The organism is Streptomyces sp. NPDC001606, assembly GCF_053596835.1.
Genome location: NZ_JBSFHC010000010.1, coordinates 145,373 through 164,714, shown reverse-complemented (window position 1 = coordinate 164,714; position 19,342 = coordinate 145,373). Strand labels below are relative to the sequence as shown.

At 72.3% G+C, this 19,342-nt stretch carries 18 protein-coding genes, 1 pseudogene and 1 riboswitch; of the genes and pseudogenes, 13 read left to right on the top strand and 6 right to left on the bottom strand.

Going from position 1 to position 19,342, the window contains the following annotated elements; translation table 11 throughout:
- Nucleotides 1-7: 7 nt before the first annotated feature.
- Nucleotides 8-1,249 (bottom strand): amidohydrolase, encoded by a 1,242-nt coding sequence (locus tag ACWCV9_RS20015; RefSeq protein ID WP_450788303.1) that lies wholly within the window; start codon nt 1,247-1,249, stop codon nt 8-10.
- A 445-nt stretch (nt 1,250-1,694) separates the two neighbouring features.
- Between ACWCV9_RS20015 and ACWCV9_RS20010 the strand changes: the two genes are divergently transcribed.
- The gene (locus tag ACWCV9_RS20010) at nt 1,695-3,044 is read left to right on the top strand and encodes a tetratricopeptide repeat protein (RefSeq protein ID WP_450788301.1); all 1,350 of its coding nucleotides are present in this window, start codon (nt 1,695-1,697) and stop codon (nt 3,042-3,044) included.
- A 90-nt stretch (nt 3,045-3,134) separates the two neighbouring features.
- On the opposite strand, the gene ACWCV9_RS20005 is transcribed toward ACWCV9_RS20010, so the two are convergent.
- Entirely contained in the window at nt 3,135-3,926 is a 792-nt protein-coding gene (locus ACWCV9_RS20005) for a hypothetical protein (protein ID WP_450788300.1), read from the bottom strand.
- Between the two features lie 239 nt (nt 3,927-4,165).
- Here ACWCV9_RS20005 and thrS point away from each other — a divergent pair.
- Together thrS and ACWCV9_RS19995 are read left to right on the top strand one after the other, a co-directional pair.
- Nucleotides 4,166-5,440 (top strand): annotated as a pseudogene (thrS, locus tag ACWCV9_RS20000) (threonine--tRNA ligase); the annotation flags it as partial.
- 38 nt (nt 5,441-5,478) lie between these two features.
- Nucleotides 5,479-6,444 carry a nucleoside hydrolase gene (locus ACWCV9_RS19995; protein ID WP_450788298.1) on the top strand — a complete coding sequence of 322 codons (966 nt, stop codon included), beginning with the start codon at nt 5,479-5,481 and terminating at the stop codon, nt 6,442-6,444.
- A gap of 20 nt (nt 6,445-6,464) precedes the next feature.
- Here ACWCV9_RS19995 and ACWCV9_RS19990 read toward each other — a convergent pair whose 3' ends face one another.
- A complete protein-coding gene (locus ACWCV9_RS19990; RefSeq protein ID WP_450788297.1) occupies nt 6,465-7,577 on the bottom strand; it encodes a HoxN/HupN/NixA family nickel/cobalt transporter in 1,113 nt (370 codons plus the stop codon).
- 25 nt (nt 7,578-7,602) lie between these two features.
- A riboswitch (cobalamin riboswitch) is annotated at nt 7,603-7,786 on the bottom strand.
- 78 nt (nt 7,787-7,864) lie between these two features.
- Between ACWCV9_RS19990 and ACWCV9_RS19985 the strand changes: the two genes are divergently transcribed.
- Both ACWCV9_RS19985 and ACWCV9_RS19980 read left to right on the top strand, forming a co-directional pair.
- The gene (locus ACWCV9_RS19985) at nt 7,865-8,215 is read left to right on the top strand and encodes an ArsR/SmtB family transcription factor (protein WP_450788296.1); all 351 of its coding nucleotides are present in this window, start codon (nt 7,865-7,867) and stop codon (nt 8,213-8,215) included.
- Nucleotides 8,216-8,310: 95 nt separating this feature from the next.
- Entirely contained in the window at nt 8,311-9,975 is a 1,665-nt protein-coding gene (locus ACWCV9_RS19980; RefSeq protein ID WP_450788439.1) for a glycoside hydrolase family 13 protein, read from the top strand.
- Nucleotides 9,976-10,039: 64 nt separating this feature from the next.
- Here the strand turns inward: ACWCV9_RS19980 and ACWCV9_RS19975 are convergent, their stop codons facing one another.
- The gene (locus ACWCV9_RS19975; RefSeq protein WP_450788294.1) at nt 10,040-11,086 is read right to left on the bottom strand and encodes a hypothetical protein; all 1,047 of its coding nucleotides are present in this window, start codon (nt 11,084-11,086) and stop codon (nt 10,040-10,042) included.
- Between the two features lie 195 nt (nt 11,087-11,281).
- On the opposite strand from ACWCV9_RS19975, the gene ACWCV9_RS19970 reads away from it, so the two are divergent.
- Together ACWCV9_RS19970 and ACWCV9_RS19965 are read left to right on the top strand one after the other, a co-directional pair.
- Nucleotides 11,282-11,893 carry a Tat pathway signal protein gene (locus ACWCV9_RS19970; protein ID WP_450788292.1) on the top strand — a complete coding sequence of 204 codons (612 nt, stop codon included), beginning with the start codon at nt 11,282-11,284 and terminating at the stop codon, nt 11,891-11,893.
- A gap of 91 nt (nt 11,894-11,984) precedes the next feature.
- Nucleotides 11,985-12,620, top strand: a complete 636-nt coding sequence (locus tag ACWCV9_RS19965; RefSeq protein WP_450788290.1) for a hypothetical protein — start codon at nt 11,985-11,987, stop codon at nt 12,618-12,620.
- Here ACWCV9_RS19965 and ACWCV9_RS19960 read toward each other — a convergent pair.
- Nucleotides 12,601-13,086 (bottom strand): ATP-binding protein, encoded by a 486-nt coding sequence (locus ACWCV9_RS19960; RefSeq protein WP_450788288.1) that lies wholly within the window; start codon nt 13,084-13,086, stop codon nt 12,601-12,603. The genes ACWCV9_RS19965 and ACWCV9_RS19960 overlap by 20 nt on opposite strands.
- A 232-nt stretch (nt 13,087-13,318) precedes the next feature.
- Here ACWCV9_RS19960 and ACWCV9_RS19955 point away from each other — a divergent pair, with 232 nt between their 5' ends.
- From ACWCV9_RS19955 to ACWCV9_RS19945, 3 genes are all read left to right on the top strand, one after another.
- The gene (locus tag ACWCV9_RS19955; protein WP_450788286.1) at nt 13,319-14,611 is read left to right on the top strand and encodes a hypothetical protein; all 1,293 of its coding nucleotides are present in this window, start codon (nt 13,319-13,321) and stop codon (nt 14,609-14,611) included.
- A gap of 354 nt (nt 14,612-14,965) precedes the next feature.
- Complete coding sequence (locus tag ACWCV9_RS19950; RefSeq protein ID WP_450788284.1) at nt 14,966-15,898, top strand: alpha/beta hydrolase; 933 nt, start codon at nt 14,966-14,968, stop codon at nt 15,896-15,898.
- Between the two features lie 15 nt (nt 15,899-15,913).
- Nucleotides 15,914-16,633, top strand: a complete 720-nt coding sequence (locus ACWCV9_RS19945; RefSeq protein ID WP_450788282.1) for a helix-turn-helix transcriptional regulator — start codon at nt 15,914-15,916, stop codon at nt 16,631-16,633.
- 17 nt (nt 16,634-16,650) lie between these two features.
- On the opposite strand, the gene ACWCV9_RS19940 is transcribed toward ACWCV9_RS19945, so the two are convergent.
- The gene (locus ACWCV9_RS19940) at nt 16,651-17,382 is read right to left on the bottom strand and encodes a DUF4142 domain-containing protein (RefSeq protein ID WP_450788438.1); all 732 of its coding nucleotides are present in this window, start codon (nt 17,380-17,382) and stop codon (nt 16,651-16,653) included.
- Between the two features lie 225 nt (nt 17,383-17,607).
- Here ACWCV9_RS19940 and ACWCV9_RS19935 point away from each other — a divergent pair, with 225 nt between their 5' ends.
- From ACWCV9_RS19935 to ACWCV9_RS19925, 3 genes are all read left to right on the top strand, one after another.
- Nucleotides 17,608-18,294 (top strand): DUF6445 family protein, encoded by a 687-nt coding sequence (locus tag ACWCV9_RS19935; protein ID WP_385841678.1) that lies wholly within the window; start codon nt 17,608-17,610, stop codon nt 18,292-18,294.
- A gap of 80 nt (nt 18,295-18,374) precedes the next feature.
- Nucleotides 18,375-18,596: a hypothetical protein gene (locus ACWCV9_RS19930; RefSeq protein WP_385841679.1), complete on the top strand. Its 222-nt coding sequence runs from the start codon at nt 18,375-18,377 to the stop codon at nt 18,594-18,596.
- A gap of 45 nt (nt 18,597-18,641) precedes the next feature.
- Complete coding sequence (locus tag ACWCV9_RS19925; RefSeq protein ID WP_450788280.1) at nt 18,642-19,307, top strand: SDR family NAD(P)-dependent oxidoreductase; 666 nt, start codon at nt 18,642-18,644, stop codon at nt 19,305-19,307.
- Nucleotides 19,308-19,342 lie beyond the last annotated feature (35 nt).

Genomic DNA, 19,342 nt, shown 5'->3' with positions numbered 1-19,342 from the left:
GCCCGGTTCAGGCGGCCGGCAGCAGCGCGAGGGCGCCGGCGACCAGGGTGCGGACGCCGGGGGCGACGACCGACAGGTCGGGGGCGAAGTGCGGGCTGTGGTTGCTCGGTACGGCCGCCAACTTCTCCGGCACGCTCTCCCCGGGCGCCTGCTCCCACACCTCGGCGGGGGTCGTCGTGACGAACCAGTACGAGTACGGGATCGCCCCCAGCGCGAGCTGCGGGAAGTCCTCGCTGCCCATCGCCGGGCCCGGGTCGAACACCGTGTCCGCGCCGAAGACCTCGCCGTGCACGGCGGCCACGGCGGCGTCGGTGCCGGCGTCGTTGACCGTCGCCGGGAACGTCGCACCGACCATGATCTCCGGCTCGCGCGGGCAGCCGGCGGCCAGGCACTCGCCCCGCGCGATACGCCGGATCGCGGCCAGCATCCGCTGGAGCACCGCTTCCGACTGGGTGCGCAGGTTGAGCGCGATGTGCGCCTCGTCGGGGATGATGTTGTGCCGGGAACCCGCCTCGATCCGGCCGACGGTCAGCACCGCGGACTCGCCCGCCGCCACCTCCCGCGACACCACGGTCTGCAAGCGCGTCACCAGATAGGCGGCCGTCACCACGGGGTCCACGGTCGCCTCGGGCCGCGAGCCGTGCCCGCCGCGCCCGTGCACCACGATGTCCACGTCCGTCGCCGCGCTCATGATCAGGCCAGGGGCGTGCGGGTACAGGCCTGCCGGGCCCGGCGCGGCATGCTGCCCGAGCAGCGCGTCCGGCCGCCCGAACCGCTCGTACAGCCCGTCCTCGAGCATCGCCCGCGCCCCCTCCCCGCTCTCCTCGGCGGGCTGCCCGACGACCAGCAGGGTGCCGCGCCAGGTGTCCCGTCCGGCCGCCAGCGCGGCGGCGGCCCCGGCCAGCCAGGTGACATGCAGATCGTGCCCGCAGGCGTGCATCACCCCGTCGGCCCGGGAGGCGTACGGCAGCCCGGTCCGCTCACGCACCGGCAGCGCGTCCATGTCGGCGCGCAGCAGCACGGTCGGCCCGTCGCCGTGGCGCAGCCGGCCCACCACCCCGGTCCCGCCGACCCCCTCGGTGGTCTCGTACCCGGCCTGCCGCAGCCGCTCGGCCAGCTTTCCGGCGGTGCGGTGCTCGTGGAGGGACAGCTCGGGGTGGCGGTGCAGGTCGCGGTAGAAGTCCTCCAGGGCCGGCACGGGCAGACCGGAGGTGACGTCCAGGGCGGTGCGGGCGGCGGCAGAGGTCATGGCCGCAGGGTAGGACCGTGCGGGGCGGGATGCGTGGCGATCACGAAAACGCGTGCGGGCGTCGGTGCGAAGGTCCGCGCGGACGTCGTGAGGCCGGACGTCGTGGGGGCGGACGTCGTGGGGCCGGACGTCGTGGGGGCGGACGTCGTGGGGGCGGACGTCGTGGGGCGGTCCGCCGCCCGCGCCGGGCCCGCGTTCGCCGCCGTGAGCAGCGCCGCCACGGCCACCACCGCGGCGGCGACACCCCGGGCGCACCGTGCTGCGGGCCGGTCGGGGGGTGCGGTTGTACGTCCGGTCACGGCGACCTCGCAAGCACGGTGGCGGCGTAGCGGGCAGGTGGGCAAGGGCAACTTGCCCAAGTGGGTCAAGTACGTTTAATCCGCCGTTTAACCTAGGGGCGTTCGGAGCGAACGGCAAGGGAATCAAGGCGAGTTGGGGGCCGCGCATGCGGGAGCGGGACGACCCGGAGACGGTCGGGCGACGGGTGCAGCGGCTGCGTACCGAACGCGGACTGACCCAGCGGCAGCTGGCCGAACCGGCGTACACGCCGGCCTATGTCTCCACCCTGGAGGCGGGCCGGGTCCGGGCCTCCGACGAGGCGCTGCGGCACATCGCGGACCGGCTGGGCGTGACCTTCGAGGAGCTGGCCGTCGGCCGCCCCGCCCACCTCGCCACCGACCTCAGGCTCCGCCTCACCGAGGCCCAGCGCATCCTCGCCGACGGCCGCGCGGAGGAGGCCGCCGCGCGGTACGCGGAGCTGCTCACGGAGGCGGAGCGGTACGACCTCGACGGCGAGCGGGCCACCGCGCTGCTCGGCCTCGGCGAGTGCGCCCTGGAGACCGGCGAACTGGAGCGGGCCCGCGACCACTTCGAGCGCGCCGAGGAGCGCCTCGCCGCGTCCTCGTCCTCCCTCCCGGCACGCGTCCCGGCCGTGCGCGGCCGGGCGGTCGCCCACTACCTGGCGGGCGAACTCCGCTACGCCGTCTATCTCCTGGAGACCGCCCTCGACGAGCTGAACCGCGGCGGTCTGCACGACCCCGACGCGCTGCTCCAGCTCTACGCCAGCGTCATCGGCCCGTACATGGACATGGGCGCGCACGCCCGTGCCGCCAAGGCCGCCGAGTACGCCCTCGCGCTCGCCCCGCGCTCCGGCGATCCGGCGCTGATCGCCCGGATGCACCGGGCGGTGGCCCGCACCCTGCTCGCCGAGGGCCGGATCGCCGAGGCCGACGCCTCCCTCGCCAAGGCGGCCGAGCTGTACCGCCGGCTGCGCCTGCGCACCGAGCTGGCCCACTGCCACTGGATGCGCGGCTACGTCTACGCCCAGCACGGCGAACTCGCCCGGGCGGAGGAAGAGTTGCGGCAGGCGCTGGCCATGCTGTCGGAGACCCGCGCCGCCCTCTACCGCAGCCAGGCGGCCGTCGAACTGGCCGACGTCCTGCACCGCCGGGGCAGCTCCGCCGAGGCCGCGAGCCTCCTGGAGGGCGTCCTCGGCGACTTCTCCTCCGAGCGCGGTGCCGTGCACGCCGCCGCCGCGCACCGCCTCCTCGGCATCATCGCCGAGGACGCCCGCGACACGGAGGCCGCCGAGGAGCACTACGTCCGCGCCCTCAGCATCCTGGAACGCGCGGGCGCCGCCGGCGACCTGGCCGACCTGTGCCGCCTCCTGGGCGACCTGCTGCGCCGCACGGGCCGCACGGAAGCGGCCCTGGACGCCTACCGCACCGGCCTGACCCCCCACCCCACCCCAGGCACCACAACCCTGGGCCCCTCCCCGGCACCACCCCCGCTGTGAGCCCCGCCTCGCGGCACGGCCGAGCCGCCACCGTGAGACGCCCCCGGCACCACCCCCGCTGTAATCCCCCCCCCGCAGTCCCCCGCGCCCTCACACCTCCGCGTGGCCCTGTCTGCGGACGTCCGCCAGGCGTAGGGCGCCGATCTGGACGGCTGCCTGGGTGGCGTCGTTGCCGATGTCGCCGAGGCCGCCGTTGGTGAGGGTGAAAGAGTCCTGGCCGACCCGGACGGCGGCCACGTCCAGCGTGAGCAGGGCCTGCTGGCCGTCGGGGGTCGTGGCCGCCAGGGAGACGCGCAGGCCCTGCCGGGCGTCCCCGACCTCGGGCAGCGCCGCCGTGCCGATCTGGACGTCCTCCGTGATCCCGGTCTGGGTGGTGGCGGTGAACCGGGCGCACTGGACCGGCATCGTGCTCAGCCAGGCCAGCGCCGCGTCCACGTCCGACGGGCGGCGCGCGGTGATGGCGTAGCGCAGCTGGGCGTCGGTGTCGGCGTCGTCCAGGCCGACCGCGGCCCGGGCGGGACCGCCGAGCAGCTCGTCCGCGTAGAGCGCGTCGAGGAACTTCTGGCAGGCGCCGGCCGTCGTGGTCGCCTTCAGCAGCGCGTCCCGCCAGGTGGCCGCGCCGCGGGTCGCCGTCCAGGGGGCGCCGAGGTCGGTCTGGGTGAGGAGGGCGGCCTGCGCCTGCTCGTCGGTGAGGGAGGAGCCGCCGGGGCGGGCGGACTTCTTCGGCGGCGTGGTCGGCTTGGCGATCGTGGGCACGGGGTACGGGGCGCTTTCCGGCTGCTTCAGGGTGAGGGCGGCACAGCCGCCGAGCGCGAGCAGGCCGATGCCGAGCAGGACGAAGGGGAGGCGGCCGTGCGGGCCGCGGGGTATCGCTGCGGTCATCGGTGCCTCCTGCGCAGGTCTGGTGCCTGATCTCACGGGATCACCGGGCCGCCCCGGCCACCAGCGCTCGGGGCCGTACGGGTGAGCGGGGGGCGGCGGAAAAACGGGTGGCCCCCGCCGCGCCGGGCGGGTTAGCGTCTGCGGCATGCAGCGCGCCCAGCAGTGCCCGAACCGCACGACGACGCCGGAGACCGTCCCGGCGCGCTGACACCTGACCAGCATCCAAGCCCCGGGGCGCACGCCCCGGGGCTTCGGTCTGTGACGGGGCGTACGCCTCCCCCGAGAAGGAGCGTCCCGCCATGCACGACCACCGCCGCCTCGGCCGTGACCTGGACCTGTTCGACACCGACCCGCTGATGGGCGCGGGCCTGCCGTACTGGCTGCCCGACGGCGCGGTGGTCCGGCACACCCTGGAGGAGTACATCCGGGACGCGGAGCGCGCCGCCGGCTACCGGCACGTGTACTCGCCGGTGCTCGGCAAACGCGAGCTGTACGAGATCTCCGGGCACTGGGACCACTACAGCGACGACATGTACCCGCCGATGCGGGTCGGCGAGGACGAGGTCGTGCTGCGGCCCAGCCTCTGCCCGCACCACGCCCTGATCTACCGCTCCCGCTCCCACAGCTACCGCGAACTGCCGCTGCGGATCGCCGAGTTGGGGCCCATGTACCGGGCCGAGCTGTCCGGAGTGCTCGGCGGGCTGACCCGGGTCCGGGCCATCCAGCTGAACGACGCGCACATCTTCTGCACCCTCGACCAGGCCGTGCAGGAGGCCCGCGACGCGCTCCGGCTGATCGCCCGCGCCTACGCCGACCTCGGCATCCGTGCCGTACGCCACCGGCTGTCGCTGCCCGGGGCGGGCGGGAAGTACGTCGCCGATCCCGAGCTGTGGCGGCGGGCCACCGGGATGCTGCGGGAGGTGCTCGCCGAGGCCGGCGTCGAGCACGAGGAGGCCGAGGGGGAGGCCGCCTTCTACGGCCCGAAGATCGACGTGCAGATCGCCGACCCGGCGGGCCGCGAGTCCACCCTGTCCACCGTGCAGATCGACTTCCACCAGCCCGCCCGCTTCGACCTGCACTACATCGGCGCGGACGGCGCAAAGCACCGGCCCGTGATGGTGCACCGCAGCGTCATCGGCAGCGTGGAGCGGGCCGTCGCCCATCTCGTGGAGGCCCACGGCGGGGCCTTCCCGGCCTGGCTGGCCCCGGTGCAGCTGGTGGTGCTGCCGGTCGCCGAGGAACAGGTGGCGCAGGCCGCGGAGGCGGTCGCGCTGGCCCGGGAGGCCGGGCTGCGGGCCGAGCTGGCCGGGCCTGAGCAGGGCACCCTGGGCGCCCGGATCCGGGCGGCGCGCCTGGTGCCGTACCAGGCGGTGATCGGCGTGCGCGAGGCGGACGCCGGGCTGGCGGCCGTACGGCTGCGGGACGGGCGGCGGCCGGGCGAGCTGCCGGTGCCGGAGCTGCTGCGGCGGATCGGCGAGCGGGTGCGTGCGCGCGGCGCGGAGCTGTGGACCTGATCTAGGGTTTGAACGTCGGTACGACGAAGGAGTCAGCTGTGACCGGTCAGGCCATCCCCGTGATCATCGACTGCGACACCGGCGTGGACGACGCCCTGGCCCTGCTGTTCGCCGTCCGCCACCCGGGTCTGGACCTGCGGGCGGTGACCTGTGTCGCCGGGAACACCGACGTCGACGGCGTGGTCCGCAACACCCTCACCGTGCTGGAGCAGGCGGGCGCCCCGGACATCCCGGTGGGCCGGGGTGCCGAGCGCCCGCTGCTGGAGCCCGCCCGGCCGGCCCAGCATGTGCACGGCGCCGACGGCATGGGCGACCTCGGCCTGCCCGCGCCGTCCCGCACCGCCGCCGACGTGGACGCGGTCACCCTGCTGCGCCGGGAGATCCTGGCCTCCCCGCGCCCGGTCACCCTGATCCCCACCGCGCCGCTCACCAACATCGCGCTGCTGCTGCGCACCCACCCCGAGGTGACCCGCAACATCGAGCGGATCGTGTTCATGGGCGGGGCGGTCGCCACCGGGAACGCCACACCGGTCGCCGAGTTCAACGTCTGGCACGACCCGGAGGCGGCGGCGATCCTGCTCACCGCCGGGGTGCCGATCACCATGTACGGCCTGGACGTCTTCATGCGGGTGGTGGTGGACACCCCGGACGTGCACCGGCTGCGCGCCAGCAGCGAGCCCGGCACCCGGCTGGCCGGGGAGCTGCTCGCGCACCGGCCTACCACGCAGGGCGAGGAGCCGGAGGCGGAGGAGGCGGGCGGCCTCGGCGACGCGGGCGCGGTGTGCGCGGTCGCCGACCCGCAGGGCATCGTCACCCGCCGCCTCCCGGTGGAGGTGTCCCTGGCCCCCGGGCCGGGCCGCGGCCAGACCATCGTGGACCGCCGGCCCCGCCCGGGCGAGTCCGAGATCCACGGCGAGGCCCGCGAACAGGCCCTGGTGGACGTGGCGTTGGACGTGGACGTGGACCGGTACGTGAAGCTGTACCTGGAGACGGTCGAACGCTAGAGCCTCCTTTTAAAAGAGCCCTAGTCGGACAGGGTGGAGGCGCGCGCCGTCCAGCGTTCCTCCACCCGCGCGAACCTCCAGTACGCCAGCGCCGCCGCCCACACCACCACGAACAGGCCGACGATGACGTAACCGGCGCTGTCCAGGTTCACCCCGGCGATCCAGCCGGTGACGGAGTCGCGCAGGTCCAGCTTGTCGTGGACCACGCCGACCAGCTCGATCGTGCCGATGAAGAAGGCGACGGCGATGGACAGCCCGGTGATGGTGAGGTTGTAGAACACCTTGCGGACGGGGTGCGAGAACGCCCACTGGTAGGCGAAGTTCATGAACGTGCCGTCGAGCGTGTCGAACAGGCACATCCCGGCGGTGAAGAGCAGCGGCAGGCAGAGGATCGCGTACCAGGGCAGGCCGGCGGCCGCGCCCGAGCCCGCCATCACCATCAGCGTGACCTCGGTGGCCGTCTCGAAGCCGAGGCCGAACAGGAAGCCCACCGGGTACATCTGGCCGGGGCGGGAGACGGACCTGGTCAGCCGGCCGAGGAAGCGGTTCATGAACCCGCGCGAGTCCAGCTGCCGTTCCAGCTCCCGCTCGTCGAAGGTGCCCGCGCGCATCGACCGGAAGACCCGCAGGATGCCCAGCAGGGCGATCAGGTTGAGGGCCGCGATCAGGTAGAGGAAGGCGCCGGCGATCGTCGTGCCCATGAAGCCGAGCACCTGGTGGGTGGTGGACTTGTCGCTGGTCACCGTGCCCGCCAACTGGGTGCCGCCGGCGATGAGCAGCGCGAGCAGCACCACCACGCTGGAGTGTCCGAGGGCGAACCAGAAGCCCACCGACACCGGCCGCTTGCCGTCGGCCATCAGCTTGCGGGTGGTGTTGTCGATCGCGGCGATGTGGTCGGCGTCGAAGGCGTGCCGCATGCCGAGGGTGTAGGCGGTGATGCCGAGACCGACGCCGAAGACGTCCCGGCCCACCTTGTAGTGCCCGGGGGCGACGAGCAGAAAGAGGATGCCGAAGGCGACGACGTGCAGGGCGACGATCACCGCGAGCAGTCCGGTCGTCCTGACCGTGTCCTCGCGCTGCCAGCGGAAGGTTGCCTGGTCGGACGCGGGCAGGGTGGTTCCGGGCAGGTTCATACGGTCAGCTCCAGCACCTCGTGGATCCTTCATCAGTGCCGTGGCCGGTCTCCTGGCTTACGGGTCACGCGTTCGTCGCCCCTGCCTTCCCGGTCGTACGACCAGTGGCCCGGCGGATGCCGGACGGGACGGGAACTCCCCGATCACAGTGGCGAGGGCCGCGTCGATCTCTCATCGACTTCCCGAGCACCACGGCCCGCCCACCGTAGGGGGCCGGACCATCTCCTGCATAGCTGCACAACCGGGCAGGTATTCAAGATCACATACCGGCCTGCGAGGATGTGGGCATGCATCTCGTGCCTGCCGACCGCGCCGACCGTCGCACCATCGACGGCCACCGGGTGTGCGACGCGATCGCCGCCATCGGCGACGCGGGCCGTCTGCGCGCCTGGTCCGACCGCTTCTCGCTGCTCGCCGATCCCAACCGGCTCGCCCTGCTGCTGGCCCTGCACCACACCGGGCCGCTCGCCGTCTCGGACCTGGCCGTCGCCACGGGCATGAACGACCCGGCGGTCTCCCAGGCGCTGCGGCTGCTGCGCGCGGCGGGCGTGGTGGCGGGGGAGAAGGAGGGGCGGGTGGTCCGCTACCGGGTGGTGGACCAGCGGGTGCGGGGCTTGTTGGAGCACTGCGGGGAGTGAAACGCGGCGCACCTCGCCACTGAAGGTTGCTTTTCCGGGCAATGTGGACAGGCTCTCTCCTGTCGTCCTTCCGAAAGGGAGCCCGTATGGCCCGTATGGCAGAGTCCTCGCCGGACCTCTCCTCCCGGAACCCCGACTGGTGGCGGCAGGCCGTCATCTACCAGGTCTATCCGCGCAGCTTCGCCGACGCCGACGGTGACGGCCTCGGTGATCTGCGCGGCATCACCGAGCGCCTGGAGCATCTCGCCGAGCTGGGCGCGGACGCCCTGTGGCTCAGCCCCTTCTACCCCTCCGAACTCGCCGACGGCGGCTACGACGTCGCCGACCACCGGGACGTCGACCCCCGGCTCGGCACCCTGGACGACTTCGACGCCCTGGTCGCGAAGGCGCACCGGCTCGGGCTGAAGGTCGTCGTGGACATCGTGCCGAACCACACCTCGCATCTGCATCCCTGGTTCCAGGAGGCGCTGCGGGCCGGGCCCGGCTCACCGGCCCGCGACCGGTACGTCTTCCGGCCCGGCCGGGGCGAGCGCGGGGAACTGCCGCCGACCGACTGGCAGTCCGTGTTCGGCGGCAGCGCGTGGCGGCGGGTGTCCGACGGCGCCTGGTACCTGCACCTCTTCGCCGCCGAGCAGCCCGATCTGAACTGGGAGCACGAGGACGTCCGCGCCGACTTCCGCGCCACCCTGCGGTTCTGGGCCGACCGGGGCGTCGACGGCTTCCGCATCGACGTCGCCCACGGCCTCGCCAAGGACCTCTCCGAACCGCTGCGGGACATCGGCGGCATCGGCGCGACCGGCGAGGAGGCCCTGTTGCGGGTGGAGCCGGGCACCCACCCCTACTGGGACCGGGACGAGGTGCACGAGATCTACCGCGACTGGCGCAAGGTCTTCGACGCCTACCACCCGCCGCGCTGCGCCGTCGCCGAGGCCTGGGTGCCGGGCGCCCGCCGGGCCCGGTACGCGCGCCCGGACGAGCTGGGCCAGGCCTTCAACTTCGAGTACCTGGAGGCCCGGTGGGACGCCGGGGAGCTGCGCCGGGTGATCACCGAGGAGCTGGCCACCGCCCGCGCGGCCGGCGCCTCCGCCACCTGGGTGCTCTCCAACCACGACGTGGTCCGGCACGCCTCCCGGCTCATGCTGCCGCCCGGCACCGACCCCGGCGCCTGGCTGCTGTCCGGCGGCACCGCGCCCGCGATCGACCCGGCGGCCGGATATCGCCGGGCCCGCGCCGCGACCCTGCTGATGCTGGCGCTGCCCGGTGCGGCCTACCTCTACCAGGGCGAGGAACTGGGTCTGCCGGAGGTCGCCGAGCTGCCCGCCGAGGTGCTCCAGGACCCGATCTGGGAGCAGACCGGCCATGTCCGCAAGGGCCGCGACGGCTGCCGGGTGCCGCTGCCGTGGACGACGACCGGACCCTCGTACGGCTTCGGGCCGGGCGCCGGCTGGCTGCCGCAGCCGCCGTCCTTCGCGTCGTACGCCGTCGAGGCACAGGCCGGCACGGAGGGCAGCACGCTGGAGCTGTACCGCACCGCCCTCCGGCTGCGCCGCAAACTGCTGGAGGGCGAGGAACTGACCTGGACGCCGGGCACCCCGGCCGGGGTCCTGGACTTCGCCCGCACCGCCACCTGGCGCTGCGTCACCAACCTCACGGACCACCCGGTACCGCTCCCCCCGGGCGAAATCCTCCTGACCAGCGACGCCATGGCCGGAAGCGGCAGCCGGGAACTGCCTCCGGACACCACGGCCTGGCTCGGCTAGGGGGTCTTTCCGAGCATCCGATCGTCAGGCTGGTTGTGAGAGATGGGGAGGTAACTGAGGCTTCCTAGCACGGCACATCGCCACCGCACCGCCACAAGGTTCCCCGGTCCGCGTAGACGTTGGCGCGGGGAGACCACGCGTGGCCCGTCCACTCCTGCCCGTCACCTGCGGCAATGTATGCCTCCCCCTGATAGGCCAGCGGGGCGTCCTGGCGTGCGGTCCCGCAGAGGGCCGGATCGGTGGTGAACGTGGTGCCCGGTTCAACGGTGATGTGGCTGGTGGAGGGCCCGGGCTTGCAGTCGTGACCCGCTCCTGCCCAGAAACCAGCCACCTTGACCGTGACGTGCGCGGCGGAGGCCGTGGGATTGTCGACCTTGAGGGCGAAAACCACCTTGTCGTGCTGGACCTTCGCGCAGGCACGCAGATGAACACCGGACGGACCGGCTTTGGGCGGAGAACAGCGGCTGTCTCCCCCCAGCGCGTCACTGGGCTGGGCAGTCGTTCCCGCGGCGGATGTCGCTGGGCTGGAGGAAGGCTCGGCCTGACCGCCCTGCTCGGTCGACCCCGACCATCCCCTCGCAGCGACTCCCAGAACGATCAGCAGGCCGACGGCCGCAGCGACGCCGGCCGGCCGCTTCCATGAGCGGGAGGCGGCAAGGGCAGGAGGATCCGCGATCGTCCGCGGGGGAGCCGGTTCGTCGGCGGGCGGCTCGGCAGCCTTGAGCGCGTTGATTACCGCACTTCGCCATTGGTGGCCTTTGATCTTCTGTAGCTCGGTCTTGTGGAATTCGATCCGCCGGGCGATCCCCATCAGCCGTTCGCGTTGGGGCGCTGCATCGTCCCGGAAGGCCGCCACAATCCGGGCGGTGTCCTGGACGGTCGGCAGACGGCTGGATCTCCTGTTCTCGCCGAGCAGCTGATCGCGGCCGAGCAGCCAATGCCCCAGGAGAGGGTTGTCGATCTTCGGGTCCGCGTCCCTCAGCCGGGCGAGCAGCCCCGAACGGGAGGGCCCAGCCCCCTCCATCACCTGCTGAAGGCAGTCGCGCCACTCATCCAGGGCCTGGACGAGGGCGTGCGCCAACCCTTCGAAGGACTCCCCTGGTTCCCTCACCGCTACTTCTCCTCCCACCCAGAGCTTGCACTGCGCTAGTGAAACAGCAGGTCAGAGCGTGTGCACCGTGCACTGCAAGCACCTGCCGGGCGAAGGGTCTGGAGCAGGCTTCCGGCACTCAGGAAAGTGAACTGCGGCGGGCGCCGACAGTGCCGTTCCGCCGTCAACCCACCTACACAGGAGCGGAGTTCTGCCATGACCCGATCGACGACCCGAAAGCATCGCACAGTCCTCACCCTCCTCGCGGCCGTACTCTCGGCGACCGCCGCACCGCTCCTCACCCCTGCCACGGCCGAAGCCGCCACGGGCGGCCGGGTGTGCCTCTTCCTGGACAAGGAGGGCGCCCGAATCGCCGGCCGGACGTACGGTCATGTCGCCTGGTCGATCCGCGACCCGCGGAACACCAACCACTGGATCTGGGGCGCCACCGAGGGCTACAAGGGCAAGCTGCACATTGCGGCCGGGGACTACAACGGCAGCTGGATCAAGGGCGGCACCTGGGACGGGCTCCGCAGGAGCATCAAGCGGGACGGCCACCACAGGGCGGGCTACTACGACGCCTACCGGTGCATCAACACGGCCAGTGGTGACCTCAAGGCCGCGCAGCGCACCTTCGACAACATGAAGAACAACGGCTACGACATCGGCTTCAACAACTGCCTCACAAAGTCGATCGCGATCTTCCGCAAGTACAGCCCCGCCCTCAGCAGCAAGAACCTGCCCGACGGTCAGACCGTCCCGCCCAGGAACTACTTCGCGACCACGCTGGACAACGCGCGCGGCTGGGAGAAGGCCCGCACGTACTGAGGGCCGATCAGCACGTGCCGCTCTTCGGTGAGGGCTTCTGTCCCGCGGCACGAGCCCTCACCACCTCAGACATCGAAGGAGAACGCATTTCATGAACGAGGCACCGCGTCCGGAGTCCGAACAGAGCAACCTCTCCGGCCGGCAGCCGGGGTTCGGCTTCTCGTACATGCCGCCTCCGCCGAGCTACCCTCCGCGGCCGCAGATGCCGCCGGGCTTCGGGTACGCGCAGCAGTCGGCGTATGCCGGCGGCTCCGTGGAGATGCCGCAGCGGGTCAGGGCGGCTCGCATCGTCCTGTTCCTGCTCGCGGGCTTCCTGATCGTTCTGGGCCTGACTGCGCTCGCTCAGGCCGAGGCGGCGCAGAGCGCTCTCGATCCTTACAGCGGGTCCTGGTGGTCCCATGCCCCCGCTGTCGAGGAGGCGGAGCAGGACGCGGCAGTGCAGATGGCGGTTGCGCAGTCCGGGATGCTCCAGGGTGTCGTCTACGCGGCCCTCGCGCTCGTGCTCGCCACACGATTCGGCAAGGGCGGCACCGCCCTCCGGATCGGCACGATCGTCTACGGCGCCTGGCACTGCGTCGTCGGCACCTACACGCTCTGCCTCACCGCCGGCATCGCCCCCACCGCCGTCGTCACGGCAGCCCTCGTAGAGCTGGCCGCTGGTGTTCTGCTGATCGTCTTCATGGTTCAGAAGGACGGCGTGGCCTGGTTCAGCCGCCCACGCCACTGAGCACAGCAGAGCCGGTCGCCTTCAGCTCGGCCCACACCGTCTTGCCCTTCCGGGACGGCTGGACCAGCCAGCGGGACGCCAGGGCGTCCACCACCGCCAGCCCCCGGCCGGACTCGGCGTCGTCGTCAGCCGGACGCCGTACAGCCCGGCGGCCGGACGAGTCCGCGACCGACACCCACACGGTTCCTGCGTCCGGGTGTTCCAGCGTCAGACGGCAGGTGCCCGGATCATCCGGCAGCGGGCACGCCGGGCGCGCATGCTGAAAGGCGTTCGTCACCAGCTCGGAGACGACGAGTACGACGTCATCCGTCATGTTCTCCAGGCCCCAGCACGCCAGCGCCGTGCGGACGCTCAGCCGCGCCACCGCTGCCGCCGTCGGGTCCAGCGGCAGGGTCTGCACGTACCCGGGCACAGGGCCGGTCAGGGGCCGCAGCGCGGGCAGTCCGGGGGAAGCAGTCGTGGTCATTACCGCCTCTTCGTCGTCTCGGTGTCCGCCGGTCCTCCCTCCGGGGCGGGATGGACCGGTGAGCCGTCAACCGGCCGTCCGGACGATCTCCGGACGGCCGGTAATCACTCAACTCCGCTGCGCTTCCCTGGGTAAGGGAGCAGAGTGGAGGGTGAGTTGCACCGGTTGCACACGCTCGGGGGTCTCGATGGGACGTCGACCACTCACACCGAACGACCGCCTTGCGGCGTTGATGCGAGAGGGGAACATTCAGAACGACCAGCTCGCCCGCCGGGTCAACACCGTCGGCGCGGAACTCGGCCTCCGCCTGTCCTACGGCAAAGCGGCCGTCTCGCAATGGCTGAAAGGGCATCTGCCGAAGAAGGAGGCCCGACCGGCCGTCGCCGAAGCGCTCTCGCGCCTCCTTGCGCGCCCCGTAACCTCGGCGGAACTCGGCTGGGAGGACCATCCGGCCGATTCCCCGGACGCGGTGTCGGGGATGGTCGATCTCGGAAGGGCGGACATGGACCCGTCCAGGCGTGCTCTGCTCGGCGCGGGCCTGTACTCGGCAGCACTGGTCGTCCCCGGGTACCGGGACGTCGCGGGCCGGATCGAGCATGTCTCCGCCGGTCGGACCGTCTGTATCGGCATGTCCGACGTGGCGACCGTGGAGCGGATGACGGAGCGGATCGCGGACATCCTGGACGACCTCGGGGGCGGCCACGCCCGGCCCATGGCGGCGGCGTTCCTGGTCAACACCGTGGGGCCCTATCTGCGCGCTGACGGCACGGACGAGGTGAAGCGGGCGATGCGGGCGGCGGCGTCGGACCTGACGTACCTCACGGGCTGGATGGCCATGTACGAGCGGGAACACGGCCTGGGGCAGCGCTACTACGTCAAGGCCCTCGAGCTGGCCGGCGAAGCCGAAGACCACGTGACGTACTGCCGGACTCTGCGCGGGATGGCGTTGCAGGCGTCGAACCTGGGCTACGGCCCGAAGGCCCTCGAACTCGCCGACTCGGCCGCCGAAGCCGCACCGGCGTCCGGGCCGCGCCTGGTGGCGTTCCTACGCGGCCAGCAGGCCCACGGAGCGGCCATGGTCGGCGACCGCCGTCAAGCGCTGACCCGGCTCCGGGAGACCGAAGAAGCGCTCTCGCAGGCCGACGGCCGCAACGACCACATCGGCGGATACGACCGCGCCGCCTACGAATTCCACGTCGCCCACGTCATGTGGGCCCTCGGCGACCGGCCTGCGTCGGTCAAGGCCCTGCGCCGGTCCAACAAGGCCCGCCCTGCCGGAGAGCGGCAGGGACGCGTACACGCCACCGGTCTCCTCGCCTCCCGGCTCATGGAGATGCGGCACGTCGAAGAGGCGTGCCAAGAGTGGGGCGTGTTCCTGGACGACTACGCCGCTATCTCCAGCGCCCGCGGGGACGAACATTTCGCCACGCTCCGCAGGAGCATCCGGCCGTACAGGACCATCCCGGCCGTGCGGGAGATCTCGGCGCGGGCCCGGGAAGTGGCCCGGCAGAAAGCCGCGGCCTGACCGGCACACACCCCGGCGGCCCGCTCCCACCCCTTGGGACGGGCCGCCGTCACACCGCCAACGTGTTCCCGCGCTAGGCCGGGTAATCGAAAGGTACCTGCGCAGACGCGGTATCCACTGCGCCATCCCGGACAAGCCTGATCAGAGCCGCAACCAGCGAGCCTGTGATCGGTGCGCTGGTCTTGTGGAGTGCGGCCGGTCCAGGCCGACGGCCGTAGAGCGCGGCCAAGAGGGTGTTCAGCTCGGTCGTCACAGACTGATCTCGGACACCCTCGTCAGCGGGAGAGGGACGTGATGCAGTTCACGGAGAAAGGGTGACAGGGTGTTGTCGCAGACAGCTGCGACTGTCGGCGCATGACGATCACAGATGAGGACTGCCTCGCCGAGACCCTGACATTCAACGCCCAGTTCGAGGCTGCTGCCGCGAGCCGTCCACCTCGTGGGCAAGCGGTGGATGCAGACGTGCTGGCGCTTCTGCGGCGCAACCGGCTCGGTGGCGACACGCCACCAGTGCGACTGCCGCAGGGCCAGGACCGCGTCGTCGGGGGCGGGGTGAAGGTCCGGGCGTTCGTGCCGGATCACGTCGACGGCGTGTACCTGCACATACACGGCGGCGGCTGGGCGTTCGGCTCGGCGGACGGGCAGGACGAGAAGCTGTGGCGGCTTGCCGTGGAAGCCCGGCTGGCCGTGATGAGCGTGGACTACCGCCTGGCGCCGGAGCACCCCTTTCCCGCCGGCCCCGACGACTGCGAAGCGGCCGCCCGGTGGCTGGTGGACCACGCGGAGACCGAGTTCGGCACGGGGCGGCTGTTGATCGGTGGCGAGTCGGCCGGCGCCCACCTGAGCGTCCTGACCCTGCTGCGGCTTCGCGACCGGCACGGCATCACCGGCGCGTTCCGTGCGGCCCACCTGGCCTTCGGCCCCTACGACCTGTCGATGACACCGAGCCAGCGGCTGTTCGGCTCCCGGCGGTTGCTGAGCAACTCCGACTCACTGCGGGGGAGTTACGAGCTCTTCACGCCGGGAATGAGCCCGGAGGAGCGCCGCGACCCGCAGGTCTCGCCGCTGTACGCCGATCTGACCGGCCTGCCGCCCGCCCGGATCGTCGTCGGCACCCAAGACCCGCTGCTGGACGACTCGCTCTTCCTGGCTCAGCGATGGCAGGCGGCCGGGGCGCCCGTGCAACTCGACGTCGTCGCAGGCGCGATGCACGGTTTCACCCTGTTCCCGTCGACCATCACCGCACGCGAACAGCAGCGGGAGCGGGACTTCCTGGCCGACGCGTGACGGTAGCGTCAGCCCATGAACCGTACTCCTCGGCTCTACGCACTGGTGGAAGAGTTGCGCGCGGCGGCGCCGCGACCGTTGACGGTCGCCGCGCTCGCCGCGCGGTTCGAGGTGAGCACGCGCACGGTGCAGCGCGATCTCCAGGCGCTGATGGAGGCGGGTGTCCCGGTGCGCACCACAACCGGGCGGGGCGGCGGCTGGTCGATCGACCAGGCGATGACTCTCCCGCCGATCCGTTTCACCGCCGAAGAGGCCGCGGCGCTGGTCGCCGCGCTCGCCGTCGCCGACGCCTCCGCCCTCTATGCCGGCGCGGTCCGTACGGCGTCCCAGAAGATCGCGGCCTCGATGACCGGCCCCGCCTCGACGGCTGCCGAAGAACTCGCCGCCCGGATCGTCGCGCTGCCGACGCGGACCGCGGAGTCGGTCCGGACCGCGGTGGAGCAGGCTCTCACCGACGGCACAGTGCTGCGGCTGTCCTACGTCGACGCGGCGGGGCAGGAGAGCGAGCGCGACGTTGAACCGGCCGGGCTGCTCACCGCCGACGGCAAGTGGTACCTCATCGCCTGGTGCCGCACGCGGCAGGCGGGTCGAGGCTTCCGACTGGACCGGATCACCGCGGCGGCTCCGACCGGTGAGCAGGCGCGACCCCATGAACTGGCCGGCCTGCTGCTCGGCTCGGCTGCCGCCGGCGCGGTGCAGCCGACCGCGCTGGCTGCACTCATCCCCCCGCCATGACCATCGGAACTACTCGTCTAGCCGGCCGAGGGGCTCGGCGTCGTGCCACCGCCTCCGAGGAGGCCGTTGAGGTCCAGGGGGGTGGAGGTGGGGTTCGGGGGCGGGGTGAGGACGACTTCCGGCTGGCCGGGGGCCGGGGGCGGCGGGGTCAGGTCGCTGTTCGGCAGCTTCGGCGGGGTGGTCTGCTGGAAGAGGGTCTGGTCGAAGTCGACCAGGCCCGTCTTCTCCATCACCGTCATATGGTCGAGCACGGTGTCGTTGGCCTGGTCGGCGAGGGCGCGCACCAGCGAGTTCTTGGTGGTGGAGCGGATCTTCGCGATGGTGTTGAAGATCGCGCCGTGCGTCATCCGCAGGATGTTGGCGAAGTCGCTGTCGAACTTCTTCCCGCTGTCCGCCTTCAACTGGCTGACGAAGCCCTGCTGTTGGGGGCTGGCCAGGTCGGGCAGGGTGATGTTCAGCATGGGGGCGATCTTGCGGCAGCTGGCGTCCAGTGCGGCGTGCCCGTCGACCAGGTGCTTGCTGGCCGTGCGGACGCCGGGGGTGGTGGCCTTCTGGAGGCCGAGCTGACCGACCGGGTACTCCCACAGGCCGGCCGCCCGCACCTTCACCACGAAGTCGCGGTCCTGCTCGGTGAGCGGACCCCACTGGGTGCTGGCGATCACGCGGTCCTGGGCGGTGGTGACCTTGTCCAGGCCGAGCATGCTCGGGTAGGCGAGGGCCGTGAGGGTCAGGACCATGGCACCGCTCACCACGAGGGTGCCGACCGCGTTCCGTGAAAAGCGCACCGTGTCTCCTGCGGCAGGGGCGGTTCGGACGCCCATGAGTACGCACGGCGGAGCGGTTCTTCTCGGCCCGGCGGGTGTCGGACGGGTAAAGATCCCTTGATCATGTATTGGTGTACATGACAGACGGTTGGGGAAAGGTTGACCCGGCGCCGGGAGAAGCCGTACCAAACCCCGGCCTAGATTCGCAGCATGCCCCCACAGCCTGCCCCCAGGACGCCCGCCGCCCTGCCGGTCCTGCCCTACCGCAAGCCCACCAAGGGCCGTGACTACTGGGTCCTGGACGATGTCCTGCCCGACGTCGACGCCGTACGCGAGCGGTGCCTGGCCAAGGACGACTGGGTCGAGGGCTACCCGTACACCTCCGAGACCTGGCCCGGCCTGCGCGCCATGCCCGGCCTGCTGCCCGCCGAACTGGCCCGCGTGGAACGGCTGGTGAAGCAGGCCACCGGTGCCAAGGAGCTGTGGGTGCAGCAGGCGCCCGGCGGCGGGACGCTGAACCACAACTGCGTCCAGGTGGTCGGCGAGGGCGAGAGCACTCCGCGCCCGCACACCGACTCCCGCGCCCTGTGCCGGTACGCCGCCGTGCTCTACCTCAACCCGACCGCCCCCAAGGACTGCGGCACCGCCTTCTACCGCCAGTCGCTGCCCGGCGGCCGGCTGGGCGGCAACATCGTCCAGGCCCCGCACAACAACCTGGTCGAGGCCCTCGGCACCCGGTACGTCCCCGGCGACCACTTCGAGGAGGACGTCCGCGTCCCGCACAAGTACAACCGCCTGCTCCTCTACAACGCCAACCTCGTGCACAGCGCGACCGGTTACTGCGGCACCACGCTGGAGGAGAAGCGGATGACGGCCGTCTTCTTCTGGATGGCCTGAGCCCGAGGCCGGCCCGGCGCGGCAGGCGTACCGTCGTCTGGTCTGAAGCCGATCGGATACGGACGGGGACGGTGGGTCGTATGGGCGTTGCCCTGGGAGCGGTGGCCGGAGTTCTGGGGCTGGCCGTGGCGGTGCTGGTGCGGCGCGAGCGGCGGCGGCCGGCCGGCGGGCCGGAGGCCGCGGGGATCGAGGCCCGGGCCGCCCGGGGGCTGCGGGACGCGCGGCGGCTGGCGCACGCACGGCACCGGTTCGCCGGTGTCGACGGCGTCGGCGCGCTGCGGGACCGGGGCTCCGGGCGGTAGCCCGGCCCGGGTGCGCTGCCGGCGCGGGCGCGGTAGGGATGGTGGGTGAGCAGTATCGCCATCGTGGGCGCCGGGCCGGGGCTCGGGGCCGCCGTCGCCCGCCGCTTCGGGCGGGAGGGGTTCCGGGTCGCGCTCGTCGCCCGGGACCGGGACCGGCTGGACGGACTCGTCCGGGATCTGGCCGAGCAGGGCGTCACCGCCCGGGGCTTCACCGCCGACGTCCGCAGGCCCGAGAAGCTGGGCGCCGCCCTGGACGCCGCCGCGCGCGAGCTGGGGACCGTGGAGGTGCTCCAGTACAGCCCCGTACCGCACCGGGACTTCATGCGGCCGGTGCTGGAGACCGGACCCCGGGATCTGGTCGGGCCCATCGAGTTCTCGGTGTACGGGGTCGTCGCCGCCGTACAGCGGGTGCTGCCGGGTATGCGGCGGCTGGGACGGGGGACGATTCTGCTGGTCAACGGCGGGACCGCGGCCGTACCGCAGCCGGACCGGGCCGGGACGTCGGTGGCGTTCGCCGCCGAGAGCGCGTACGGCCATCTGCTGCACGACCGGCTGGCGCGGGAGTCGATCCATGTGGCGCAGCTGGTGATCCCGGGGGCGATCGTGCCGGGGCACGCGCGCAAGGACCCGGAGGTGCTGGCCGAGCTGCTGTGGGGCATGCACCGGGACCGGCACGGGTTCCGGCACTACGCCGACGACCTGGACAGCTGAGGCGGCCCCGGCCGGTCCCGTTCTGCGGGGAAGGC

What these genes read in the sequence shown, in the direction of transcription:
- ACWCV9_RS19965 (WP_450788290.1), top strand. Translation starts at nt 11,985, where the DNA reads ATGAACGAGGCACCGCGTCCGGAGTCCGAACAGAGCAACCTCTCCGGC.
- ACWCV9_RS19945 (WP_450788282.1), top strand. Translation starts at nt 15,914, where the DNA reads ATGAACCGTACTCCTCGGCTCTACGCACTGGTGGAAGAGTTGCGCGCG.
- ACWCV9_RS19935 (WP_385841678.1), top strand. Translation starts at nt 17,608, where the DNA reads ATGCCCCCACAGCCTGCCCCCAGGACGCCCGCCGCCCTGCCGGTCCTG.
- ACWCV9_RS20010 (WP_450788301.1), top strand. Translation starts at nt 1,695, where the DNA reads ATGCGGGAGCGGGACGACCCGGAGACGGTCGGGCGACGGGTGCAGCGG.
- ACWCV9_RS19960 (WP_450788288.1), bottom strand. Translation starts at nt 13,086, where the DNA reads ATGACCACGACTGCTTCCCCCGGACTGCCCGCGCTGCGGCCCCTGACC.
- ACWCV9_RS19970 (WP_450788292.1), top strand. Translation starts at nt 11,282, where the DNA reads ATGACCCGATCGACGACCCGAAAGCATCGCACAGTCCTCACCCTCCTC.
- ACWCV9_RS19950 (WP_450788284.1), top strand. Translation starts at nt 14,966, where the DNA reads ATGACGATCACAGATGAGGACTGCCTCGCCGAGACCCTGACATTCAAC.
- ACWCV9_RS20005 (WP_450788300.1), bottom strand. Translation starts at nt 3,926, where the DNA reads ATGACCGCAGCGATACCCCGCGGCCCGCACGGCCGCCTCCCCTTCGTC.
- ACWCV9_RS19990 (WP_450788297.1), bottom strand. Translation starts at nt 7,577, where the DNA reads ATGAACCTGCCCGGAACCACCCTGCCCGCGTCCGACCAGGCAACCTTC.
- ACWCV9_RS19985 (WP_450788296.1), top strand. Translation starts at nt 7,865, where the DNA reads ATGCATCTCGTGCCTGCCGACCGCGCCGACCGTCGCACCATCGACGGC.
- ACWCV9_RS19980 (WP_450788439.1), top strand. Translation starts at nt 8,311, where the DNA reads ATGGCAGAGTCCTCGCCGGACCTCTCCTCCCGGAACCCCGACTGGTGG.
- ACWCV9_RS19930 (WP_385841679.1), top strand. Translation starts at nt 18,375, where the DNA reads ATGGGCGTTGCCCTGGGAGCGGTGGCCGGAGTTCTGGGGCTGGCCGTG.
- ACWCV9_RS20015 (WP_450788303.1), bottom strand. Translation starts at nt 1,249, where the DNA reads ATGACCTCTGCCGCCGCCCGCACCGCCCTGGACGTCACCTCCGGTCTG.
- ACWCV9_RS19955 (WP_450788286.1), top strand. Translation starts at nt 13,319, where the DNA reads ATGCGAGAGGGGAACATTCAGAACGACCAGCTCGCCCGCCGGGTCAAC.